General features: G+C 69.8%; 18 protein-coding genes. 6 read left to right on the plus strand and 12 right to left on the minus strand.

Going from position 1 to position 19,185, the window contains the following annotated elements:
• Nucleotides 1-25: 25 nt before the first annotated feature.
• Nucleotides 26-904 carry a LysR family transcriptional regulator gene (locus tag FFI97_RS26320; RefSeq protein WP_139700850.1) on the minus strand — a complete coding sequence of 293 codons (879 nt, stop codon included), beginning with the start codon at nucleotides 902-904 and terminating at the stop codon, nucleotides 26-28.
• Between the two features lie 143 nt (nucleotides 905-1,047).
• Here FFI97_RS26320 and FFI97_RS26325 point away from each other — a divergent pair, with 143 nt between their 5' ends.
• Entirely contained in the window at nucleotides 1,048-2,022 is a 975-nt protein-coding gene (locus FFI97_RS26325) for a DMT family transporter (protein ID WP_139700849.1), read from the plus strand.
• Between the two features lie 7 nt (nucleotides 2,023-2,029).
• On the opposite strand, the gene FFI97_RS26330 is transcribed toward FFI97_RS26325, so the two are convergent.
• The 3 genes from FFI97_RS26330 to FFI97_RS26340 are packed head-to-tail and all read right to left on the minus strand — an operon-like array spanning nucleotide 2,030 to nucleotide 3,601.
• Nucleotides 2,030-2,413 carry a PaaI family thioesterase gene (locus tag FFI97_RS26330; protein ID WP_095743667.1) on the minus strand — a complete coding sequence of 128 codons (384 nt, stop codon included), beginning with the start codon at nucleotides 2,411-2,413 and terminating at the stop codon, nucleotides 2,030-2,032.
• Between the two features lie 46 nt (nucleotides 2,414-2,459).
• Complete coding sequence (locus FFI97_RS26335) at nucleotides 2,460-2,999, minus strand: GNAT family N-acetyltransferase (RefSeq protein ID WP_139700847.1); 540 nt, start codon at nucleotides 2,997-2,999, stop codon at nucleotides 2,460-2,462.
• Nucleotides 2,996-3,601 carry a helix-turn-helix domain-containing protein gene (locus FFI97_RS26340; protein WP_139700845.1) on the minus strand — a complete coding sequence of 202 codons (606 nt, stop codon included), beginning with the start codon at nucleotides 3,599-3,601 and terminating at the stop codon, nucleotides 2,996-2,998. The genes FFI97_RS26335 and FFI97_RS26340 overlap by 4 nt, the downstream gene beginning before the upstream one ends.
• 159 nt (nucleotides 3,602-3,760) lie before the next feature.
• On the opposite strand from FFI97_RS26340, the gene putA reads away from it, so the two are divergent.
• Entirely contained in the window at nucleotides 3,761-7,501 is a 3,741-nt protein-coding gene (gene putA, locus FFI97_RS26345; RefSeq protein WP_144004532.1) for a trifunctional transcriptional regulator/proline dehydrogenase/L-glutamate gamma-semialdehyde dehydrogenase, read from the plus strand.
• A 6-nt stretch (nucleotides 7,502-7,507) separates the two neighbouring features.
• On the opposite strand, the gene FFI97_RS26350 is transcribed toward putA, so the two are convergent.
• On the minus strand, nucleotides 7,508-7,900 hold the full coding sequence (locus FFI97_RS26350; RefSeq protein ID WP_062481171.1) for a carboxymuconolactone decarboxylase family protein: 393 nt from the start codon (nucleotides 7,898-7,900) through the stop codon (nucleotides 7,508-7,510).
• A 166-nt stretch (nucleotides 7,901-8,066) separates the two neighbouring features.
• Here FFI97_RS26350 and FFI97_RS26355 point away from each other — a divergent pair, with 166 nt between their 5' ends.
• Together FFI97_RS26355 and FFI97_RS26360 are read left to right on the plus strand one after the other, a co-directional pair.
• Entirely contained in the window at nucleotides 8,067-9,536 is a 1,470-nt protein-coding gene (locus tag FFI97_RS26355; protein ID WP_144004533.1) for a YadA family autotransporter adhesin, read from the plus strand.
• Between the two features lie 53 nt (nucleotides 9,537-9,589).
• On the plus strand, nucleotides 9,590-9,997 hold the full coding sequence (locus FFI97_RS26360) for an outer membrane protein assembly factor BamE (protein ID WP_260685193.1): 408 nt from the start codon (nucleotides 9,590-9,592) through the stop codon (nucleotides 9,995-9,997).
• On the opposite strand, the gene FFI97_RS26365 is transcribed toward FFI97_RS26360, so the two are convergent.
• The gene (locus FFI97_RS26365; RefSeq protein ID WP_409574651.1) at nucleotides 9,998-10,429 is read right to left on the minus strand and encodes a YbaN family protein; all 432 of its coding nucleotides are present in this window, start codon (nucleotides 10,427-10,429) and stop codon (nucleotides 9,998-10,000) included.
• Nucleotides 10,430-10,547: 118 nt separating this feature from the next.
• On the opposite strand from FFI97_RS26365, the gene FFI97_RS26370 reads away from it, so the two are divergent.
• Entirely contained in the window at nucleotides 10,548-11,060 is a 513-nt protein-coding gene (locus FFI97_RS26370) for a bacteriohemerythrin (RefSeq protein WP_139705331.1), read from the plus strand.
• Between the two features lie 9 nt (nucleotides 11,061-11,069).
• On the opposite strand, the gene FFI97_RS26375 is transcribed toward FFI97_RS26370, so the two are convergent.
• The 6 genes from FFI97_RS26375 to glmS form a co-directional block, all read right to left on the minus strand.
• Nucleotides 11,070-12,581: a tripartite tricarboxylate transporter permease gene (locus FFI97_RS26375; RefSeq protein ID WP_070060062.1), complete on the minus strand. Its 1,512-nt coding sequence runs from the start codon at nucleotides 12,579-12,581 to the stop codon at nucleotides 11,070-11,072.
• 33 nt (nucleotides 12,582-12,614) lie between these two features.
• A complete protein-coding gene (locus FFI97_RS26380) occupies nucleotides 12,615-13,103 on the minus strand; it encodes a tripartite tricarboxylate transporter TctB family protein (protein WP_139705330.1) in 489 nt (162 codons plus the stop codon).
• A 138-nt stretch (nucleotides 13,104-13,241) separates the two neighbouring features.
• Nucleotides 13,242-14,615: an ATP-binding protein gene (locus FFI97_RS26385; protein ID WP_139705326.1), complete on the minus strand. Its 1,374-nt coding sequence runs from the start codon at nucleotides 14,613-14,615 to the stop codon at nucleotides 13,242-13,244.
• Nucleotides 14,612-15,295, minus strand: coding sequence for a response regulator transcription factor (locus FFI97_RS26390; protein WP_062481198.1), 684 nt, complete (start codon nucleotides 15,293-15,295; stop codon nucleotides 14,612-14,614). Before FFI97_RS26390 ends, FFI97_RS26385 begins: the two co-directional genes overlap by 4 nt.
• A 230-nt stretch (nucleotides 15,296-15,525) precedes the next feature.
• Entirely contained in the window at nucleotides 15,526-16,362 is an 837-nt protein-coding gene (locus tag FFI97_RS26395; RefSeq protein WP_139705325.1) for an alpha/beta fold hydrolase, read from the minus strand.
• Between the two features lie 310 nt (nucleotides 16,363-16,672).
• On the minus strand, nucleotides 16,673-18,553 hold the full coding sequence (gene glmS, locus FFI97_RS26400; RefSeq protein ID WP_070060065.1) for a glutamine--fructose-6-phosphate transaminase (isomerizing): 1,881 nt from the start codon (nucleotides 18,551-18,553) through the stop codon (nucleotides 16,673-16,675).
• 141 nt (nucleotides 18,554-18,694) lie between these two features.
• Here glmS and FFI97_RS26405 point away from each other — a divergent pair, with 141 nt between their 5' ends.
• Nucleotides 18,695-19,177, plus strand: coding sequence for an Lrp/AsnC family transcriptional regulator (locus tag FFI97_RS26405; protein ID WP_139705322.1), 483 nt, complete (start codon nucleotides 18,695-18,697; stop codon nucleotides 19,175-19,177).
• The last annotated feature ends 8 nt before the right edge of the window (nucleotides 19,178-19,185 follow it).

A 19,185-nucleotide genomic window follows, 5' to 3' on the forward strand; every position in this document is an offset into this window, starting at 1 on the left:
AAATCCGGGGCGCACCAGGTCCGGGTCAGGCCCAGGCGTCGAACACCGCGCCGCGCACGGCCTCGACCGCCGCCGAGCGCTGGCCGCCGGCCGGCGCGACCCAGCACAGCCACGTGTGTGAGCGCCAACCGTTCCATATCTTCAGTTCGCCCTGGCGCTCGCCTTGCTCGGCCTGGTCCAGCCGCATCAGGCCCGCGCCCATGCCGCTGGCGACCATGCTGCGGATGGCGCTCTCGCCGTCGGCGGTGACGCCTTGGCGGTAGTCGCGCCCGGCCGAAGCGAAGAGCTTTTCGAGGTGCGCGCGCAGGATGCACGAGGGCGGCGTGCCGACCCAAGTCAGGTCGGTGAGCTGTTCGAGCGTGAGATCGGGGTGCGCCTGCGCCACCGCCAGCGGCAGGCCCACGGCCAGGTCGACCACGCCCAGGCGCCGCAGCTCGAAGCCTTCGAGCCGCTCGGCATCGCTGAGCACGTAAGCGCAGTCGAGTTCGCCGCGCTGCACGGCCGCCAGGGTTTCGTACGACAGCCCCTGCTTGAGCTGCAGCGTGACCTGCGGGTGCTGCTGCGCCAGCGTGACCAGCACGCTGCCCAGGCGCAGCGCCACCGGATCGACCACCGTGCCGAAGCGCACCACGCCCTGCGCCGCGCCGCGCAGCTGGTCGGCGGCCGACTGCATGCGCATCGCCGAGGCCAGCGTGCGCTCGGCCTCCTCGAGCAGGCGCCGGCCGGCCGCGGTGGGCGACATGCCGCGCGGCGTGCGCTCGAACAGGCGCACGCCGAGTTCGTCTTCGAGCGCCTTGAGCTGCGCGCTGGCGGCCGGGGCGCTGGTGAACACGCGTTCGGCGGCGCGGGTCAGGTTGCCCTCCTTCGCGATGGCGACGAAGGTCTTCAGTTGGTACAGCTCCATGACCGCGGATTGTGAGCGCGTGCGGCGCAGTCGTCCGTTCGCTTTTTCGGAAGCCCCTGTCCAAAGAAACGAATGGCCTTCGCGGCGGCCCGTCCCCATCCTTCAGGCCACGCGCTCCCTCTTTTTTCTTGAAAGGCCTTCCCGTGTCCTCCCCTTCCTCACGCCTGCCGGGCATTGCGGCCCTGCTCTTCGCCACCGCCAGCTGGGGCAGCCTGTTCCTCGTCGGCAAGGGCGTGCTGCAGCACGTGGCGCCGGTGTGGCTCACGCTCATCCGCTACACCCTGTCGGCGCTGGTGTTCGCCGCGCTGCTGGGCCTGCGCGGCAGCGGCGGCTGGCACAAGCTGCGGCAGCACGCGGTGCCGCTGGCGCTGCATGGCTTTGCGGGCTTCGGCGTGTTCAGCATCCTGCTGTTCGTCGGGCTCTCGCACTCGGTGCCCTCGCACGGCGCGGTGCTGATCGCCACCACGCCGATCACCACGCAGCTGCTGCGCTGGTGGCTCGACGGCGTGCGCCCGACGCGCACGACCTTGCTGACCGCCGCGCTGGCGCTGGCCGGCGTGGCCACGGTGGCCGGGCTGCTGTCGCCTGGCGGCGCAGGCCTGTCGCACGACACGCTGCTGGGCGATGCCATCGCCTTCGTCGGCACGCTGGGCTGGGTCGTCTACACACGCGGCGCGGCGCGCTTTCCGACACTGGACACGGTGGACTACACCGCGCTCACGGTGCTGGCCTCGTGGCCGCTGCTGCTGGCCGTGGCGGTGGGCATGACCGCGCTGGGCGCCTCGCCCGCGCCCGACGCGCAGGGGCTGCGCCTGTCGTGGCAGGTGCTGCTGTACGTGGGGCTGGTGCCGTCAGCACTCGCGGTGCTGGCCTTCAACCACGGCGTGCGCGCGCTCGGCGCGGTCACGGGCACGGCCCTCCTGAACTTCGTGCCGGTGTCGGCCTTGCTGATGGGCGTGGCGCTGGGCAAGCCGCCCGCGACGCACGAGATCGCCGGCGTGGCGATGGTGGTGGTGGCGCTGCTGCTGCATGTGGCGGCAGCGAAGCGGGCGGCGACGCCGGTGGCCCCGGTTCGCGTGCCGGCGCCAGGCCAGCGCACCTGCGGCGTCACGCCATGAACAGCGCTCAGCCCTCGGCGCGGCTGCGCCGGAAGATCGCGTAGTTCCCGTTCGCCATCCCCACGAGCACCTCGCCCACGTACAGCCGCGACTCCAGGTTGGCGACAGTGCGCCCGCGGTTGAGCAGCGTGGTCCTGCAGACGACCTGGCCTTCGAACACGGGCTTGAAGTAGTTCATCTTGATCTCGATGGTGGCGCAGATCTCGCCCGCCTCGAGCGTGGGGTACAGCGCCGTGCCCATGCCCGTGTCGGCCAGCGCATACAGCACGGCGCCGTGCACCACCTCGTGCGGGTTCAGGTGCTGCGGCGCGACGACCAGCGTCATGGTGCTGGCGCCGGCGGTGGCTTGCTCGCAGTGCAGGTCGATCAGTTCGGCGAAGGGGTGTTTCATGGCGACGGGAAATGAACGGACCGGCCGACTGTAGACCGCACGGCCGTCAGTCGCCGAGCGCGCGGTAGAAGTAGGTGGTGCCGCACGGCGTGCCGTCGGGCAGCAGTGCGTAGCCGGGGATGGTGCCCACGCGCAGCCAGCCGCAGCGGGTGTACAGCCGCTCGGCCTCGGGGCTGGAGGTGTCGAGCACCAGCAGGGTCTTGCCGTGGTCGCGCGCGCGCTGTTCGGCGCCCTTCATCAGCAGCGCGCCGAGGCCGTGGCGCCGCGCGCGGCGGTGCACCAGCATCTTCGCGACCTCGCCGCGGTGCGGCTGGTTCTCGGGCTGCGCCAGCACCAGCTGCACGGTGCCGACGATGCCCTCGTTGTCCTCGGCCACGAGCAGCTCGCGCTCGCCGCGCGCCACGCCGTCGGCCACGTGGCGCCAGAAGGCCCGTGCGCGCTCGGGCGTGAGCGGCGGCATGAAGCTCACCGAGGCGCCGCCGTCGACGCAGTCGATGAGCACGTCGGCCAAAGCGTTCAGCTCGGCCTCGGTGACGGAAGAAAGGGCGCGCAGGCGCGAGGTGGTGGCGGCAGCAGTCATGGTCATTTCCGGTTGGATGCGTGGGCGGGCGCGCTGGTGATGACGACCGCATAGCGCGCCGTCTCGCGGGTGGGGTTGAAGTAGCTCGTGGGCTGGTCGAGCACGAGCGCCAGGCAGTCGCCGGCCTCGAGCCGGTGCTGCTGGTCGCCGACCGCGAGTTCGATGCAGCCTTCGAGCACCCACACCTGCTGGTGGATGCGCGGCTCGCGCGCGCCGGTTTCGTAGGCCACGCGCGCGCCGGGCGGAAACAGCACCTCGACGATCTGGATCGGCGAGGCGTCGCCGCCGGCCGAGACGTTGCGGCGCAGGTAACCCGAATGCGGATCGCGCCATTCGAGCTGGTCGGCGCGGCGCGACACCGGGCTGGCGGCCGGCGCGTCGGACTCGAACAGCGAGGCCAGCGGCACGCCCAGGCCGGTCGCGAGTTTTTCGAGCAGCACGGCCGTCGGACTGCTCTCGCCGCGCTCGATCAGAGAGATCATGGAGCGGCTGACGCCGCAGTGCGTGGCCAGGGCGTCGAGCGAGAGATCGCGCGCGGCGCGCAGGGCGCGCACGCGCTGGGCGATGCGGTCGTTGAGGCTGGGAGGCGAAGCTGATTCTTCTTTCATATTGGATGAAATATCCAATGAAATAGAAATTCAGTCAACCCCGGGCTGAAAGCTGATCGTCCAGTCCGCAGAGACTTACTCGTCGAAGTGACTGTTTTTTGGAGAAATATTCATGCCATTCGCTGAAATCATCCAACACATCACCACCACCGACGCACCATGAGCGCCAACGATCCCGCCCCCCTTCCCTCGACGTTTGCCACCTTCGCCGACGGCCCCGCCGCGCCGTCCGCGCTGCGCACCCGCATCACGGCCGCCTGCCGGCCGCCCGAGTCGGAGGCGCTGGCACCGCTGCTCACGCAGGCCCGGCTGCCGGCCGACCAGGCCGCCGAAGCCCACGCCCTCGCCCACCGCATCGCCCACCAGCTGCGCCAGCGCAAAAATGGCGGCGGCCGTTCGGGCCTGGTGCAGGGCCTGCTGCAGGAGTACGCGCTGTCGTCGCAGGAAGGCGTGGCGCTGATGTGCCTGGCCGAGGCGCTGCTGCGCATTCCCGACGCCGACACGCGCGACGCGCTCATCCGCGACAAGATCGCGCAGGGCCAGTGGCAGGCGCATGCGGGGCACAGCCCGTCGGTGTTCGTCAACGCCGCCACCTGGGGTCTGCTGCTCACCGGCAGGCTGGTGGCCACGCACAGCGAGACGGGCCTGTCGGCCACGCTCACGCGGCTGATCGGCAAGGGCGGCGAGCCGCTGATCCGCAAGGGCGTGGACATGGCGATGCGCATGATGGGCGAGCAGTTCGTCACCGGCGAAACCATCGCCCAGGCGCTGGCGCATGCGCGCACGCTCGAGGCGCAGGGCTTTCGCTATTCGTACGACATGCTGGGCGAGGCCGCGCTCACGGCCGACGACGCGCGCCGCTACCGCGCAGCCTACGAAGACGCCATCCACGCCATCGGCCGCGCTTCGAGCGGGCGCGGCGTGTACGGCGGGCCGGGCATCTCGATCAAGCTGTCGGCGCTGCACCCGCGCTACAGCCGCGCGCAGTACACGCGCGTGATGGCCGAGCTGTACCCGGTGCTGCGCGACCTGGCGCTGCTGGCGCTGCACTACGACATCGGCCTGAACATCGACGCGGAAGAAGCCGACCGGCTCGAACTCTCGCTCGACCTGCTGGAGCGCCTGTGTTTCGAGCCCGCGCTGGCGGGCTGGCAGGGCATCGGCTTCGTGGTGCAGGGCTACCAGAAGCGCTGCCCCTTGGTGATCGACTGGGTGATCGACCTCGCGCGCCGCAGCGGCCACCGGCTCATGGTGCGGCTCGTGAAGGGCGCCTACTGGGACAGCGAGATCAAGCGCGCGCAGCTCGACGGGCTGGCGGGCTATCCGGTCTACACGCGCAAGGCTTACACCGACGTGTCGTACCTGGCCTGCGCGCGCCGGCTGCTCGACGCGCCCGACGCGGTGTACCCGCAGTTCGCCACACACAACGCCCACACGCTGGCCGCGATCTACACGATGGCCGACCCGTCGCGCTACACGCCGGGCCAGTACGAGTTCCAGTGCCTGCACGGCATGGGCGAGCCGCTTTACGAGCAGGTGGTGGGTCCGCTCGGTCGGCCCTGCCGCATCTACGCGCCGGTGGGCACGCACGAGACGCTGCTGGCCTACCTGGTGCGGCGGCTGCTGGAGAACGGCGCCAACACCTCGTTCGTGAACCGCATCGCCGACGCGTCGATTCCGCTCGACACGCTGGTGGAAGACCCGGTCGCGACCGTCGAGCGCATGGCTGCGCAGGAAGGCGCGATGGGCCTGCCGCACGCGGCCATTCCGTTGCCGGCCGCACTCTATGGCGCGCAGCGCGCGAACTCGCAGGGCCTGGACCTCGCGAGCGAAGCCACGCTGCATGCGCTCGCCGCCACGCTGCAGGCCAGCGCGAGCGAGCCGTGGCGCGCGACGCCGATGCTCGCTGCGCCACGCGCCGAAGACGAAGCCAGTCGCACCTGGGCCGACGTGCGCAACCCCGCCGACCGCCGCGACCTCGTCGGCCAGGTGCAGGACGCGGTGCCGGGCGACGTGGCCTCGGCCATCGCGCAGGCCGAAGCCGTCGCCGCGGCGTGGGCCGCCACGCCACCCGCCGAGCGCGCCGCCGCCCTCGATCGCGCCGCCGCATCGCTCGAAGCGCAGCAGCCGCGCCTGCTCGGCCTCTTGATGCGCGAGGCCGGCAAGAGCGGCGCCAACGCCATCGCCGAGGTGCGCGAGGCGGTCGACTTCCTGCGCTACTACGCGGCGCAGGCGCGCACCGACTTCGCCAACGCCACGCACCGCCCGCTCGGGCCGGTGGTGTGCATCAGCCCGTGGAACTTTCCGCTGGCGATCTTCACCGGCCAGGTGGCCGCCGCGCTCGCGGCCGGCAACCCGGTGCTGGCCAAGCCGGCCGAGCAGACGCCGCTGGTCGCCGCCGAAGCGGTGCGCGTGCTGTGGGAGGCCGGCGTGCCGCGCGCGGCGGTGCAGCTGCTGCCGGGGCGCGGCGAGACCGTCGGCGCCGCGCTGGTCGGCGACGCGCGCGTGCAGGGCGTGATGTTCACGGGCTCGACCGAGGTCGCGCGCCTGCTGCAGAAGACGTTGTCGATGCGCCTCGGTGCGCACGGTGCGCCGGTGCCGCTGATCGCCGAGACCGGCGGGCAGAACGCGATGATCGTCGACTCGTCCGCGCTCGTGGAGCAGGTGGTGGCCGACGTGATGGCCTCGGCCTTCGACAGCGCCGGCCAGCGCTGCTCGGCGCTGCGCGTGCTGTGCGTGCAGGAAGAAGCGGCCGACCGCCTCGTGGCGATGCTGCAGGGCGCGATGGCCGAGAGCTGCATCGGCAACCCCGCGCGGCTCGCGGTGGACGTGGGCCCCGTCATCGACGACGAGGCGCGCGACGGCATCGAGCGCCACATCGCCGGCATGCGCGGGCGCGGCCGGCGCGTGTTCCGCCAGGGCCGCGAGTTCGGCCACGACACGCGCCACGGCACCTTCGTGCTGCCCACGCTGGTCGAGCTGGAACACCTGGGCGAGCTGCAGCGCGAGGTGTTCGGCCCCGTGCTGCACCTGCTGCGCTACCGCCGCCGCGACCTGGGCGCGCTCATCGGCCAGATCAACGGCAGCGGCTACGGCCTCACGCTGGGCGTGCACACGCGCATCGACGAGACCATTGCGCAGGTGGTGGCGCAGGCGCGGGCCGGCAACGTCTACGTGAACCGCAACATGGTCGGCGCGGTAGTGGGCGTGCAGCCCTTCGGCGGCGAAGGGCTGTCGGGCACGGGGCCGAAGGCCGGCGGGCCGCTGTACATGGCGCGCCTGCTGTCGGCGCGGCCCGACGACGTGCTGGCGCGCGCCGTGGCGGACGACGCACCCGTCTCCCCGTCGACCGGCCTCGCGGCGCTCGAAGGCTGGGCGCGCGACACGGGCCGCGACGCGCTGGCCGCGCAATGCCGCCGCTTCGCGGGCCTGGCCCACGTCGGCCGCGCACGCACGCTGGCCGGCCCGACCGGCGAGCGCAACGTCTACACGCTGCAGCCGCGCGAGGCCGTGCTGTGCCTCGCCGATGCGCAAGCCGACCGGCTCGTGCAACTGGCGGCCGTGCTGTCGGTCGGCAGCACCGCCATCTGGCCCGCCGATGCGCCCGGCGCGCACGCACTGCTGGCCGCGCTGCCCGACGAGGCACGCCACGCGGTCGTGCTCGCCAACGACTGGCGCGCGCCCACCGTGGTCTTCGATGCCGTGCTGCACCATGGCGACGCCGGCCACCTTGCCGGCGTGCTGCAGCAGGTGGCGGCGCGGCCCGGCCCCATCGTCGGCGTGCGCGGCTTCGCGCCGGGCGACACCGGCATCCCGCTCGAAAGCCTGGTGCTGGAGCGCGCGCTGAGCGTCAACACGGCCGCGGCCGGCGGCAATGCGAGCCTGATGACGATCGGTTGAGCAGGCTTATTTGTCGAACGCCGGGTCGATCGGCACGCGATAGCCGTTCACCAGCCGGTTCGTCTCGTTCGCCATGCCGACCACGGCCATCAGCTCGGCGAACATGGCCGGCGTCATGCCGGCCTTTTCCGCGCCCGCGTGGTGGCTCGCGATGCAGTAGCCGCAGTTGTTGGTGACGCTCACCGCGAGGTAGATCATTTCCTTGACCACCGGGTCGAGCGCGCCCGGCGCCATCACCTCCTTGAGGCTGGCCCAGGTGCGCTTGAGCGTGGCCGGGTCGTTGGCCAGGTACTTCCAGAAATTGTTGACGTCGGGCACGTTGCGCGACGCCTTGATGTCGTCGAACACCGCGCGGACCTCGTCGGAAGCGGCGGCGTGCTCGATGGGCTGGGGTTTCATGCGATCTCCTGAAGTGTGAATGCGCGATGGAAAGCAACATTTGCTTTCGGTACCTTCACATTTATTGTGAATTAGGTCCTAGGTTCACGCGCCCTGCGGTTCATACAGTCGAAGCGTCACACATCAAGCGCGCCATCAGGCGCCATCTCAGGGAGAAGAGAGAACCATGGAACACGTCACACAGCACGTGGGGGGCGGTGCGCGCGCCGCATTCGTCTGCAAGAAGAAAACCCGAGGCATCGCGGGCGCCGTGCTCGCACTGGCCGCCGGCCTCGCAGGCCCGTCGGCCTGGGCCGATGTGAGCCTGGGCGGCACCAGCTACACCACCGGCTCGGGCGCGGTCTGCAGCTCGGGCGGCGCCGGTCCCACATGGGCCTGCCAGGTGCCCAACGGCAGCGGCGGCTTCGCGCTCATCACCGGCGTGCCGACCGACCCCGTGAACGGCGGCCCCGATGCCGCGGCCTTGCAAGGCATGGTGAGCGGCAACCTTGGCGGCGACGCGCTGCTGCTCGGCGGCACGGCCGCCAAGGCCACCGGCTTCGGCAGCGTGGCGGCGGGCTCCGACGCGCGCGCCACCGAAACCTACGCCACCGCCATCGGTTCCACCACCGTGGCCGCGGGCGTCAGCAGCACGGCCGTGGGCAACGTGGCCCAGGCCTTCGGCACCAACGCCACCGCCATCGGCGCCAACAGCACGGCCGTGGCCACCAGCAGCGTCGCAGTGGGCGACCGCGCCACCGCGAGCGACATCAATTCGACCGCGCTCGGCGCCAACACGCAGGCACGCAAGAAGAGCAGCCTGGCGGCCGGCGACAAGGCGATCGCCGACGGCATCAACGCCGCCGCGCTGGGCGCGAACACGCAGGCGCTGGCCGACAGCGCCGTGGCCGTGGGCGACCGCGCCACCGCGGGCGCCGAATCGGCCGTGGCCATGGGCCGCCAGAGCACGGCCTCGGCCGCCTCGGCCGTCGCCATCGGCACGGGCGCGACGGCGAGCGCCATCAACGGCGTGGCGCTGGGCGCCGGCGCCACCGCCGACCGCGCGGGCATGAACGGCCAGCAAGAGCGCTTCTCGAGCGTCGCCGTGGGCTCCACGCAGGGCGCGGTCTCGGTCGGCAGCGCGGGCGGCGAACGGCAGATCACGAACGTGGCGGGCGGCACGCAGGCGACCGACGCGGTCAACGTGCGCCAGCTGCAGGCCGTGCAGGCCGGCGCGGTCAACTACGTGACCAACGTCGATGGCAGCGTGAACCACAACCAGATCGTGCTGGGCAACGGACAGGCGCCCAACGGCACCACCGTGTCCAACGTGGCGCCCGGCGTGGCCGGCACCGACGCCGTGAACGTCAACCAACTGAACGCACAGAGTGCGCAGTGGCGCGACGCCATCCGCGTGAACCAGCGCGACGCCAACGCCGGCACCGCCGGTGCGATGGCCATGGCCGGCATGCCGCAGGCCTACATGCCGGGCAAGAACATGATCGCGGCCGGCATCGCCGGCTACGAGGGCCAGAGCGCGCTCGCGGTCGGCTTCTCGAGCATCTCGGACAACGGCAAGTGGGTGATGAAGTTCACCGGCTCGGCCAACTCGCGCGGCAACGTCGGCGTCTCGGCCGGCGCGGGCTACCAGTGGTGAGCCGCATGAACCCCAGAACCGCCATCGCTCCAGGCCCCACGCATTCCCCCGTCATGACACGCACCTTTTTTCTGCCCACCGCCGCGCTGCTGGCCCTGCTCACCCTCGCCGGCTGCACCTCGTACGTGAGCCGCGGCCTCGACAGCGACGGCAAGGCCACCGAACTCGTCTGGCCCGGCGCCGACCAGCAGCAGACCTGGCAGACCGAAGGCAGCTTTCCGAACCGCGAGAACCTGCGCGCCATCGGCCCCGGCGCCACCAAGGACCAGCTGTACGCCCTGATCGGCCGCCCGCACTTCGACGAAGGCATGGCGGCCGTGCGCGAGTGGGACTACGTCTTTCACTTCCGCTCGGGCGGCGGTGCGACGAGCTGCCGCTACAAGGTGATCTTCGACACGGCCTACAAGGCGCGCAGCTTCCACTGGAACCCGGCGATCTGCGCCGAGCTGGCCAAGGGCTGATCAGCCGCCCTGCGGCTCCGGCCGCCGCCACAGCCACGCCAGCACGACCGCCATCGAGCCGATGGCGATGCCCGCGAGCCACGGCTTGTGCGCGGTGAACCCGATGACGACCGCGCAGAACGCCATCGCCGCGGTGGCGCTCCACTTGGCGCGGCGGCTCACGGTGCGGCCGTTTTCCCAGTTGCGCAGCAGCGGGCCGAAGAGCCGGTGGTTGAGCAGCCAGCGGTGCAGCCGCGGCGAGCTGCGCGCCGCGGCCCACGCGGCCATCAGCACGAAGACCGTGGTCGGCATGCCCGGCGCGACCACGCCGATGGCGGCCAGCACCAGGCACAGCCCGGCAAAGACCATCAGCAGCCAGCGCACGACGAGCGGCAACGGCCGGGGCTCCACGACAGCAGGCGGGTTCTGTGGGGGGTCTTCGGCGGGCGTCACGGGCCGATTGTCTTTCTTTCTCTTTCACCGCACCGACGCGCTTGATTCAGATCAACCGCGCGCCGCTTTCGGCTGCCGATACTGGACTTTTACATCCACCTGCAAAGTTCTGAAGACCATGGCCCACCTTGTATGGAAGACCGAGCTCAATACGGGGATCCATGAGATCGACACGCAGCACCAGCGCATCGTGCAGTACATCAATGCGCTGGACGATGCCCGGCGCACCAACGACCGCCAGGCCGTGGGCCGGATCATCGAAGAGACCATCGACTACACCGCCTCGCACTTCGCGTTCGAGGAGGCCATGATCGAGGACGCGGGCTACCCCTTCACCGGCCCGCACCGGAAGGTGCACGAGATCTTCGTGCGCCGCGTCACCGAATTCCGCACGCGCTTCGAGCACGGCGAAGAGGTGCTGGCCGAGCTGCACGACATGCTCTCGCGCTGGCTGTTCAATCACATCCGCCACGAAGACGGCGCGTACGTGCCGACCGTGAAAGCGCATCTGCACACGACCGATTCGTCGGCGGAGGTGTTGGTGCATGCGCAGGTGCGCAAAACGGTGCAGCAAGGCGGCGCCGCAGGGCAGGTCAAGATGGGCTGGATGCGGCGGCTGTTCGGCGGGTGACGCGCCGCGTCACTCCTCGACGAAGGCTTCTTCGCGCTTGGCCTTCACCGAAGGCAGCAGCACCACGATGAGCAGCAGCGCCGCGGCGGCCAGCAGCCCCGCCGACAGCGGGCGCATGACGAACACGCTCCAGTCGCCGCGCGACAGCAGCAGCGCGCGGCGCAGGTTCTCTTCCATCATCGGCCCGAGGATGAAGCCCAGCAGCAGCGGCGCGGGCTCGCACTTGAGCTTGAGGAACAGGTAGCCCACGATGCCGAAGATCGCGACCATCCACACGTCGAAGGTGTTGTTGTTCTCGGAGTACACGCCCACCGCGCAGAACAGCACGATCGACGGAAAGAGCCACTTGTAGGGAATGGTCAGCAGCTTGATCCAGATGCCGATCATCGGCAGGTTCAGCACGATGAGCATCAGGTTGCCGATCCACATCGAGGCGATCAGGCCCCAGAAGAGTTCGGGGTTGCTGGTCATCACCTGCGGGCCCGGCTGGATGTTGTGGATCGTCATCGCCCCCACCATCAGCGCCATCACGGCGTTGGGCGGAATGCCCAGCGTCAGCAGCGGAATGAACGAGGTCTGCGCGCCGGCGTTGTTGGCCGACTCCGGCCCCGCCACGCCGCGGATGTTGCCCTTGCCGAAGGGCACCTCGCCCTGCTTGAGCTTGATGCGCTTCTCGATGGTGTAGGCCGCGAAGGCCGACAGCAGCGCGCCGCCGCCCGGCAGGATGCCCAGTGCGGAACCGAGTGCCGTGCCACGCAGCACGGCGGGCGTCATGCGTCGGAAGTCTTCCTTGGTGGGCCACAGGCCCTTGACCTTGGCGGTGAACACCTCGCGCTCATGCTCGGGCACGGCCAGGTTGGCGATGATCTCGCCGTAGCCGAACACGCCCATCGCAATCGCGATGAAGCCGATGCCGTCGGTCAGCTCGGGAATGTCGAAGCTGTAGCGCGCCACGCCCGAGTTGACGTCGGTGCCCACGAGGCCCAGCGCCAGCCCGAGCAGGATCATCGTGATGGCCTTGAGCAACGAGCCCGAGGCCAGCACCACGGCGCCGATCAGGCCCAGGATCATCAGCGAGAAGTATTCGGCGGGGCCGAACTTGAAGGCCAGCTCGGTCAGCGGCGGTGCGAAGGCGGCCAGGATGAGCGTGCCGACGCAGCCTGCAAAGAACGAGCCCAGGCCCGCCGCAGCGAGCGCCGGCCCGGCCCTCCCCTTGCGCGCCATCTGGTAGCCGTCGATCACGGTCACCACCGACGACGATTCGCCTGGCAGGTTGACCAGAATGGCCGTGGTCGAGCCGCCGTACTGCGCGCCGTAGTAGATGCCGGCCAGCATGATCAGCGCCGACACGGGCGGCAACGCGTAGGTGGCGGGCAGCAGCATCGCGATGGTGGCCACGGGGCCGATGCCCGGAAGCACGCCGATCAGCGTGCCCAGCAGGCAGCCGACAAAAGCATAGACAAGGTTCTGCGCGGTGAAGGCCACGCCGAAGCCGATCGAGAGGTTGGTAATCAGGTCCATTGTTCTCTTGGATTTCTTGTTGTTCTGCGCGGGTCAGCCGGCGATGAAGGTGGGCCACACCTGGAACTGCAGCTTCAGCGCCACCACGAAGGCCAGGTAGCTGCCGAGCGCGAGCACGGTCGCCAGCAGGGTCACGCCCTTCCAACCGAAGCTGTCGCCCGCCAGGCTCGCGATGAAGGTCAGCGCATAGATCGCGACGATGAGTCCCATCGACGGCAGGCCGATGCTCGGCAGGCCGCCGAGCAGCACGCCGAAGATCAGGTTGGCGCCGATGATGAACAGCAGCGGCTTCCATGCGATGCGGCCCACGGGCTCGCCGTCGTCGGTCTCGACCGTGAGGGCCTTGAACGTGATCAGCACGCCCATGAAGGCGATGAGGATGCCCACGATGAGCGGGAAGTAGCCGGGGCCCATGCGGGCGCCGGTGCCCACGTTGTAGGTCGTGGCGCCCCATGCGAAGGCCACGCCGAAGGCGCTGAAAAGCACGCCCGAGCAGAAGTCTCTCTGACTCTTGATTCTCACCGTTGATGTCTCCTGGAACTGCGTTGATCGGCACAGGATGTGCGTCAGCGATCCTAGGAATTCAGCGCGGCGGTGTGTATGAACAAAGCATTGCCATTCGGCAATGTTCGAGGCGCGAGGAGACGAAGAAGGCGCCGCTCAGGCGTCCGCCGCCGGCAGGTCGATGCAGGCGCGCAGGCCCGGGCGGGCATCGCCGAACTGCAGGCGACCGCCATGCAGCGCCACCACCGCCTGCACGCTCGCGAGCCCCAGGCCGTGGCCCGGCGTGCTGTGGTCCAGCCGATGGAAGCGCACGCCCAGGCGCTCGTACTCGGCGCTCGGAATGCCGGGGCCGTCGTCCTGCACGAACAGCTGCGCACGCCCGTCGACCGTGTGCGTGCCGATGCGCACGGTGGCGCCGGCCCCGCCGTACTTCAGCGCGTTGTCGAGCAGGTTGGCCGCCGCGCCCGCGAGCAGGTCGCGGTCACCGAGCGCGATGGCGCGGTCGGCCGGCTCGCGCAGCAGCGCGATGCCCCGCACCTCGGCCACCGCCTCGTACAGCTCCGCCACGTCGTCGGCAATGACATGCAGCGCCACCGGCGCGAACTGCTGGCGCCGCGCGCCGGCCTCGACCTCGGCGATCTGCAGCAGTTTCTCGAACATCACCGCCAGCTCCTCGAGCTCGCGGATGGCGGTGGCCACGGGCTCGCGCTGCGGATGGTGGGCATCGCCGAGCCCCGCTTCCACCGCACGCAGGCGCACCAGCACGCGCGTGAGCGGCGTGCGCAGGTCGTGCGCGATGGTGTTGGACACATGGCGCACGCCGTCCATCAGCGACTGGATGCGGTCGAGCATCGCGTTGATGTCGCCCTCCAGCAGCGCGAACTCGTCCTCCTGGCCCGAAGGCGCCACGCGCTCCTGCAGCTCGCCCGCCGCGATGCGCGCGGCCGTGCGCCGCACCGCGCCCACGCTGCGCTCCAGCTCCTGGCGGAAGACGAAGGTGCCGCCGATGAGCAGCAGCACCGCCACGATGCCCGCCGCCGCGCTGGCGCTGGCCACCAGCGATTCGATCGACTCCTGGTCGCGCAGGTCGTGCCCCACCACGAGCATGCCGCCGTCGGGCAGCGGGCGCATCACGAGGTAGGCGATGACGGTCTGGCCCGCGCGCACCACGCGGCGGTGCACGCCGTCGCCCGCATCGGGCGCCAGCGAGGGCATCTGGTCGAGGTTGCCCGCGCGCTTGTTTCCGTCGCGGTCGGTGAGCAGGTAGATCTCGTTGTCGGAATTGCGGCCGTCGGAGAGCGCATGGGCGATCTCGCCCGCCACGCCCTCGACGCCGCGCGCTTCGTAGCGCACCACCAGCTGCTGCATGCTGGCGGCCACCTGCCGCACCATGCGCTGCTGCAGCACGCCCACGGTCTGCATGTAGACGATGGCCAGCGCGGCCAGCATCGTGATGGCCACGAGCAGGCCGTAGTAGAAGGCCAGGCGGAAGCCGACCGAGCGCCACAGCTGGCGCAGGGCCCGGGTCATTGCGGCGCGGCCAGCGTGTAGCCCACGCCGCGCACGGTGTGGATCAGCGTCGGCGCGCCGCCCGCATCGAGCTTGCCGCGCAGGCGGCTCACCTGCACGTCGATCACGTTGGTCTGCGGGTCGAACTGGTAGTCCCACACGGCCTCGAGCAGCATGGTGCGCGTGACCACCTGGCCCGGATGCATCATGAGGTAGGCCAGCAGCCTGAACTCGCGCGGCTGCAGCGCGATCGGCCGGCCGCCGCGCTCCACGTGGCGGCGCGCCAGGTCGAGCGTGAGGTCGGCCAGCTGCAGCGTGCGGATCTCGGGCCCGGTGCGCGAGCGGCGCACCAGCGCCTCGGCGCGCGCCGCGAGTTCGGAGAAGGCGAAGGGCTTGGCCAGGTAGTCGTCGCCGCCGGCCTTGAGCCCGCGCACGCGCTCGTCGAGCGCGCTCAATGCGCTGAGCACCAGCACCGGCGTCTTCTTGCCGAGGGCGCGCATCGTGGTGAGGATCGACAGGCCGTCCACGTCGTTGGGCAGCATGCGGTCGAGGATGACGAGGTCCCACGTCTCGCCCGTCGCGCGCGCGAACGCATCCGCGCCGTCGCGGCTGATCACCGCCACATGGCCGAGCGAACGGAAGCCTTCGGCGATGTAGCGCGCGTTGTCGGCATCGTCCTCGACGATGAGGCAGTTCCAGATGACGGTGGGGCCGAGCACGTCAGTCGGTGCGGCCACTGCGAGAAATACCCATGGATGGCGGTGCGGTTGTGCTCACGTTGCGCCCCCTGGGATGCGGGGGCCTGCAACGCAAATGCTAGCCCAGGTGGAAGCGGGAAAAGCCTGCGCTTCATTACCGTTTGTCCATGTAAGGCGCGTGGGCGCGCGTGGGCGAAGGGCGCTGCGGCCCCTCCTCAACCCAACGGCTCAGATCACGCGCGAATGAACGCGAGCAAGTCGGCGTTGATGACTTCCGCATTCACGGTGCACATGCCGTGCGAGAAGCCGGGATAGACCTTGAGCTCGCTGTTCTCGATCAGCTCGGCCTGACGCAGCGCGCCCGCCTTGTAGGGAACGATCTGGTCGTCGTCTCCCGCCATGATGAGCGTCGGCACCTTGATGGCTTTCAGGTCTTCCGTCTGGTCGGTCTGCGAGAACGCCTTGATGCCTTCGTAATGGGCCTTGGCGCTGCCCATCATTCCCTGGCGCCACCAGTTCTGGATGACGCCCTGGGAAACACTCGCTCCGGGCCGGTTGTAGCCATAGAACGGTCCCGAAGGCACGTCGAGGAAGAACTGCGCCCGGTTGTCGGCCAGCGCCTTGCGAAAGCCATCGAACACCTCGACCGGGGTGCCGCCCGGATGGCTCTCCGTCTTCACCATGAGCGGCGGGACGGCACTGATCAGGACGGCCTTGGCGACGCGGCCCTGCGGCTGGCCATGCCTGGCGACGTAGCGCGCCACCTGGCCACCGCCGGTCGAATGACCGATATGGACGGCGTTCTTCAGATCCAGATGCTCGACCACCGCGGAGGCATCCGCCGCGTAGTGGTCCATGTCGTGTCCATCGCTGACCTGCGACGAGCGTCCATGCCCGCGGCGGTCGTGAGCGACGACGCGGTAGCCCTGGGCCAGGAAAAACAGCAGCTGTGCGTCCCAATCGTCTGCGCTCAGGGGCCAGCCGTGATGGAAGACAAGAGGCTGCGCACTCTGGGGCCCCCAATCCTTGTAGAAGATCTGAACCCCATCCTCGGTCGTCACATAGGCCATGGTCTTGACTCCTTGCTGTGCAATGGCAGGTTGAACGGGCTTGAGCCGCGCCCCCTGTGAAGTCGGCCGCGATGCACGGGGCAGCGGCACCGACGGCGAGAGAGGCCGAGCACCCCCTCGCGGGAACGCCCCTCGGCTCGGAGCAGACTTTAAGATTGAACCGGGCTTCAGTGTCAATACGCCTTGCGCCGTCAGGGGCAGCGACCGGGCGCAGACAGAAGGCACTCCGTTTTCGCGCGGGCACGGTCGTCAGCAACCATGGTGCGTGCTCTGCGCGCGAAGCCGATGGCGAAGAGCAGCCCTCGCCCCCTCACTCCACCGTCACGCTCTTCGCCAGATTCCGCGGCTTGTCCACGTCCGTCCCGCGCGCACACGCCGTGTGATACGCCAGCAGCTGCAGCGGCACCACGTGCAGCAGCGGCGACAGCGCGCCGTAGTGCTCGGGCATGCGGATCACATGCAGGCCTTCGCCGCTGGCGATCTGCGTGTCGCCGTCGGCCAGCACGTAGAGCACGCCGCCGCGGGCGCGCACTTCCTGCAGGTTGCTCTTGAGCTTTTCGAGCAGCGCATCGTTCGGCGCCACGGCCACCACGGGCATTTCGCTGGTGACGAGCGCGAGCGGGCCGTGCTTGAGTTCGCCGGCGGCGTAGGCCTCGGCGTGGATGTAGGTCACTTCCTTGAGCTTGAGCGCGCCTTCGAGCGCGATCGGGTAGTGCAGGCCGCGGCCCAGGAACAGGGCGTTGTCCTTGCGCGCGAAGTCTTCGGCCCAGCCGATGATCTGCGGCTCGAGCGCGAGCACCGACTGCAGCGCGACGGGCAGGTGGCGCATTTCCTTCAGGTAGCGCGCTTCGTCGAGCGCGCTCAGGCGGTCCTTGGACTGCGCGATGGCCAGCGTGAGCAGGAACAGGCCCGCGAGCTGGGTGGTGAAGGCCTTGGTCGAGGCCACGCCGATTTCGACGCCGGCGCGCGTGATGTAGGCCAGCTTGCACTCGCGCACCATGGCGCTGGTGGCGACGTTGCAGATGGTCAGCGTCTGTTCCATGCCCAGCGAGCGCGCGTGCTTGAGTGCGGCCAGCGTGTCGGCGGTTTCGCCCGACTGGCTGATGGTGACGACCAGCGTCTTGGGGTCGGGCACGGAGTCGCGGTAGCGGTACTCGCTGGCGATCTCGACCTGGGTGGAGATCTTCGCGATGCTCTCGAGCCAGTACTTGGCGGTGCAGCCGCTGTAGTAGCTGGTGCCGCAGGCCAGGATGAGGATCTTGTCGATGTCCTGGAACACGCGGTGCGCGCTCGCGCCGGTGGCGCCGTCCTGGCCGATGCCGTCGAACAGCTCGGGCACGATGCCCTCGACGCCTTCGAGCGTGTCGCCAATGGCGCGCGGCTGCTCGAAGATTTCCTTCTGCATGTAGTGGCGGTACGGGCCCAGCTCGGCCGCGCCGCTGTGGGCGTGCACGGTGCGCACGGTGCGGGTGACGGGCTTGTGGTTCTTGTCGACGATCCAGTACTTGCCGGGCTGCAGGTCGACCACGTCGCCTTCTTCGAGGTACACGATCTGGTCGGTCACGCCGGCCAGCGCCATCGCGTCACTGGCCAGGAAGTTCTCGGTGCCGTCCTTGCCGGCGCCCAGGATCAGCGGCGAGCCGGCGCGCGCGCCGATCACGCGCTGCGGTTCGTCGCGGCAGATGACGGCGATGGCGTAGGCGCCGTGCAACTGCAGCACGGCGGCCTTGACGGCTTCGAACAGGTCGCCGTTGTAGAGGCTGTCGACGAGGTGGGCGATGACCTCGGTGTCGGTCTGGCTCTCGAACACGTAGCCCTTGGCCTCGAGCGCGGCGCGCAGCGGTTCGTGGTTCTCGATGATGCCGTTGTGCACGAGCGCGATGCGGCCCGGGCGCGCGGCGGGCGCGTCGGCGCCGACGCCGTGGCTGAAGTGGGGGTGGGCGTTGTGCACGGCCGGTGCGCCGTGGGTGGCCCAGCGCGTGTGGGCGATGCCGGTGAGGCCTTCGACCTTGTCGTCGCGCACCTGCGTCAGCAGGTCGGCCACGCGCGAGGTGGTGCGTGCGCGGCTCAGGCCGCCGGCATGCACCGCGACGCCGCAGGAGTCATAGCCGCGGTATTCGAGCCGCTGAAGGCCCTGGACCAGGACCGGAACGATGTCGCGATGGGAGGCTGCGCCGACGATGCCGCACATGGGGTGTACCTTGTCTTGAAGAACAGAAGGGCTCGATGGTAGGGAGACGCCCAAGAAATATGGCGTCTAAATTTCCTCAGTTTCGGACTTTTATTTCACCGAAACCCATAGATGGAGTTTTATTCCATAATTTCAACTCATATGGAATCAATCTCCCTCGACGCCATCGACCTCAAGCTGCTCGACGCGCTCCAGAACGACGCCTCGCAGACCAACCAGCGCCTGGCCGCCGAGGTGGGCATCTCTCCGCCGACCTGCCTGCGCCGCGTGCAGCGGCTGCGCCAGGAAGGGCTCATCGAGCGCCAGGTCGCCCTGCTCTCGCCCGACCGCCTCGCCACGGTGCTGGGCCACGGCCTGCAGGCGGTGGTGGAGATTTCGCTCGACCGGCAGGACGCCGCCGCGCTCGACGCCTTCGAGGCCCGCGTGATCGCGGACGACGCGGTGCAGCAGTGCTGGCGCGTGTCGCCGGGGCCCGATTTCGTGCTGGTGGTGGTGGCGCGCGACATGCCCGGCTACGGCGCGCTGACGCAGCGGCTGTTCACGGCCGACGCCAACGTGCGCAACGTGAAGGCGTTCTTCAGCCTCAAGCGCGCAAAGTTCGGGGCCCGCGTGCCGCTGGGCTGATGCGGGTT

It is taken from the genome of Variovorax sp. KBS0712, from assembly GCF_006323185.2.
GTDB classification, from domain to species: domain Bacteria; phylum Pseudomonadota; class Gammaproteobacteria; order Burkholderiales; family Burkholderiaceae_C; genus Variovorax; species Variovorax boronicumulans.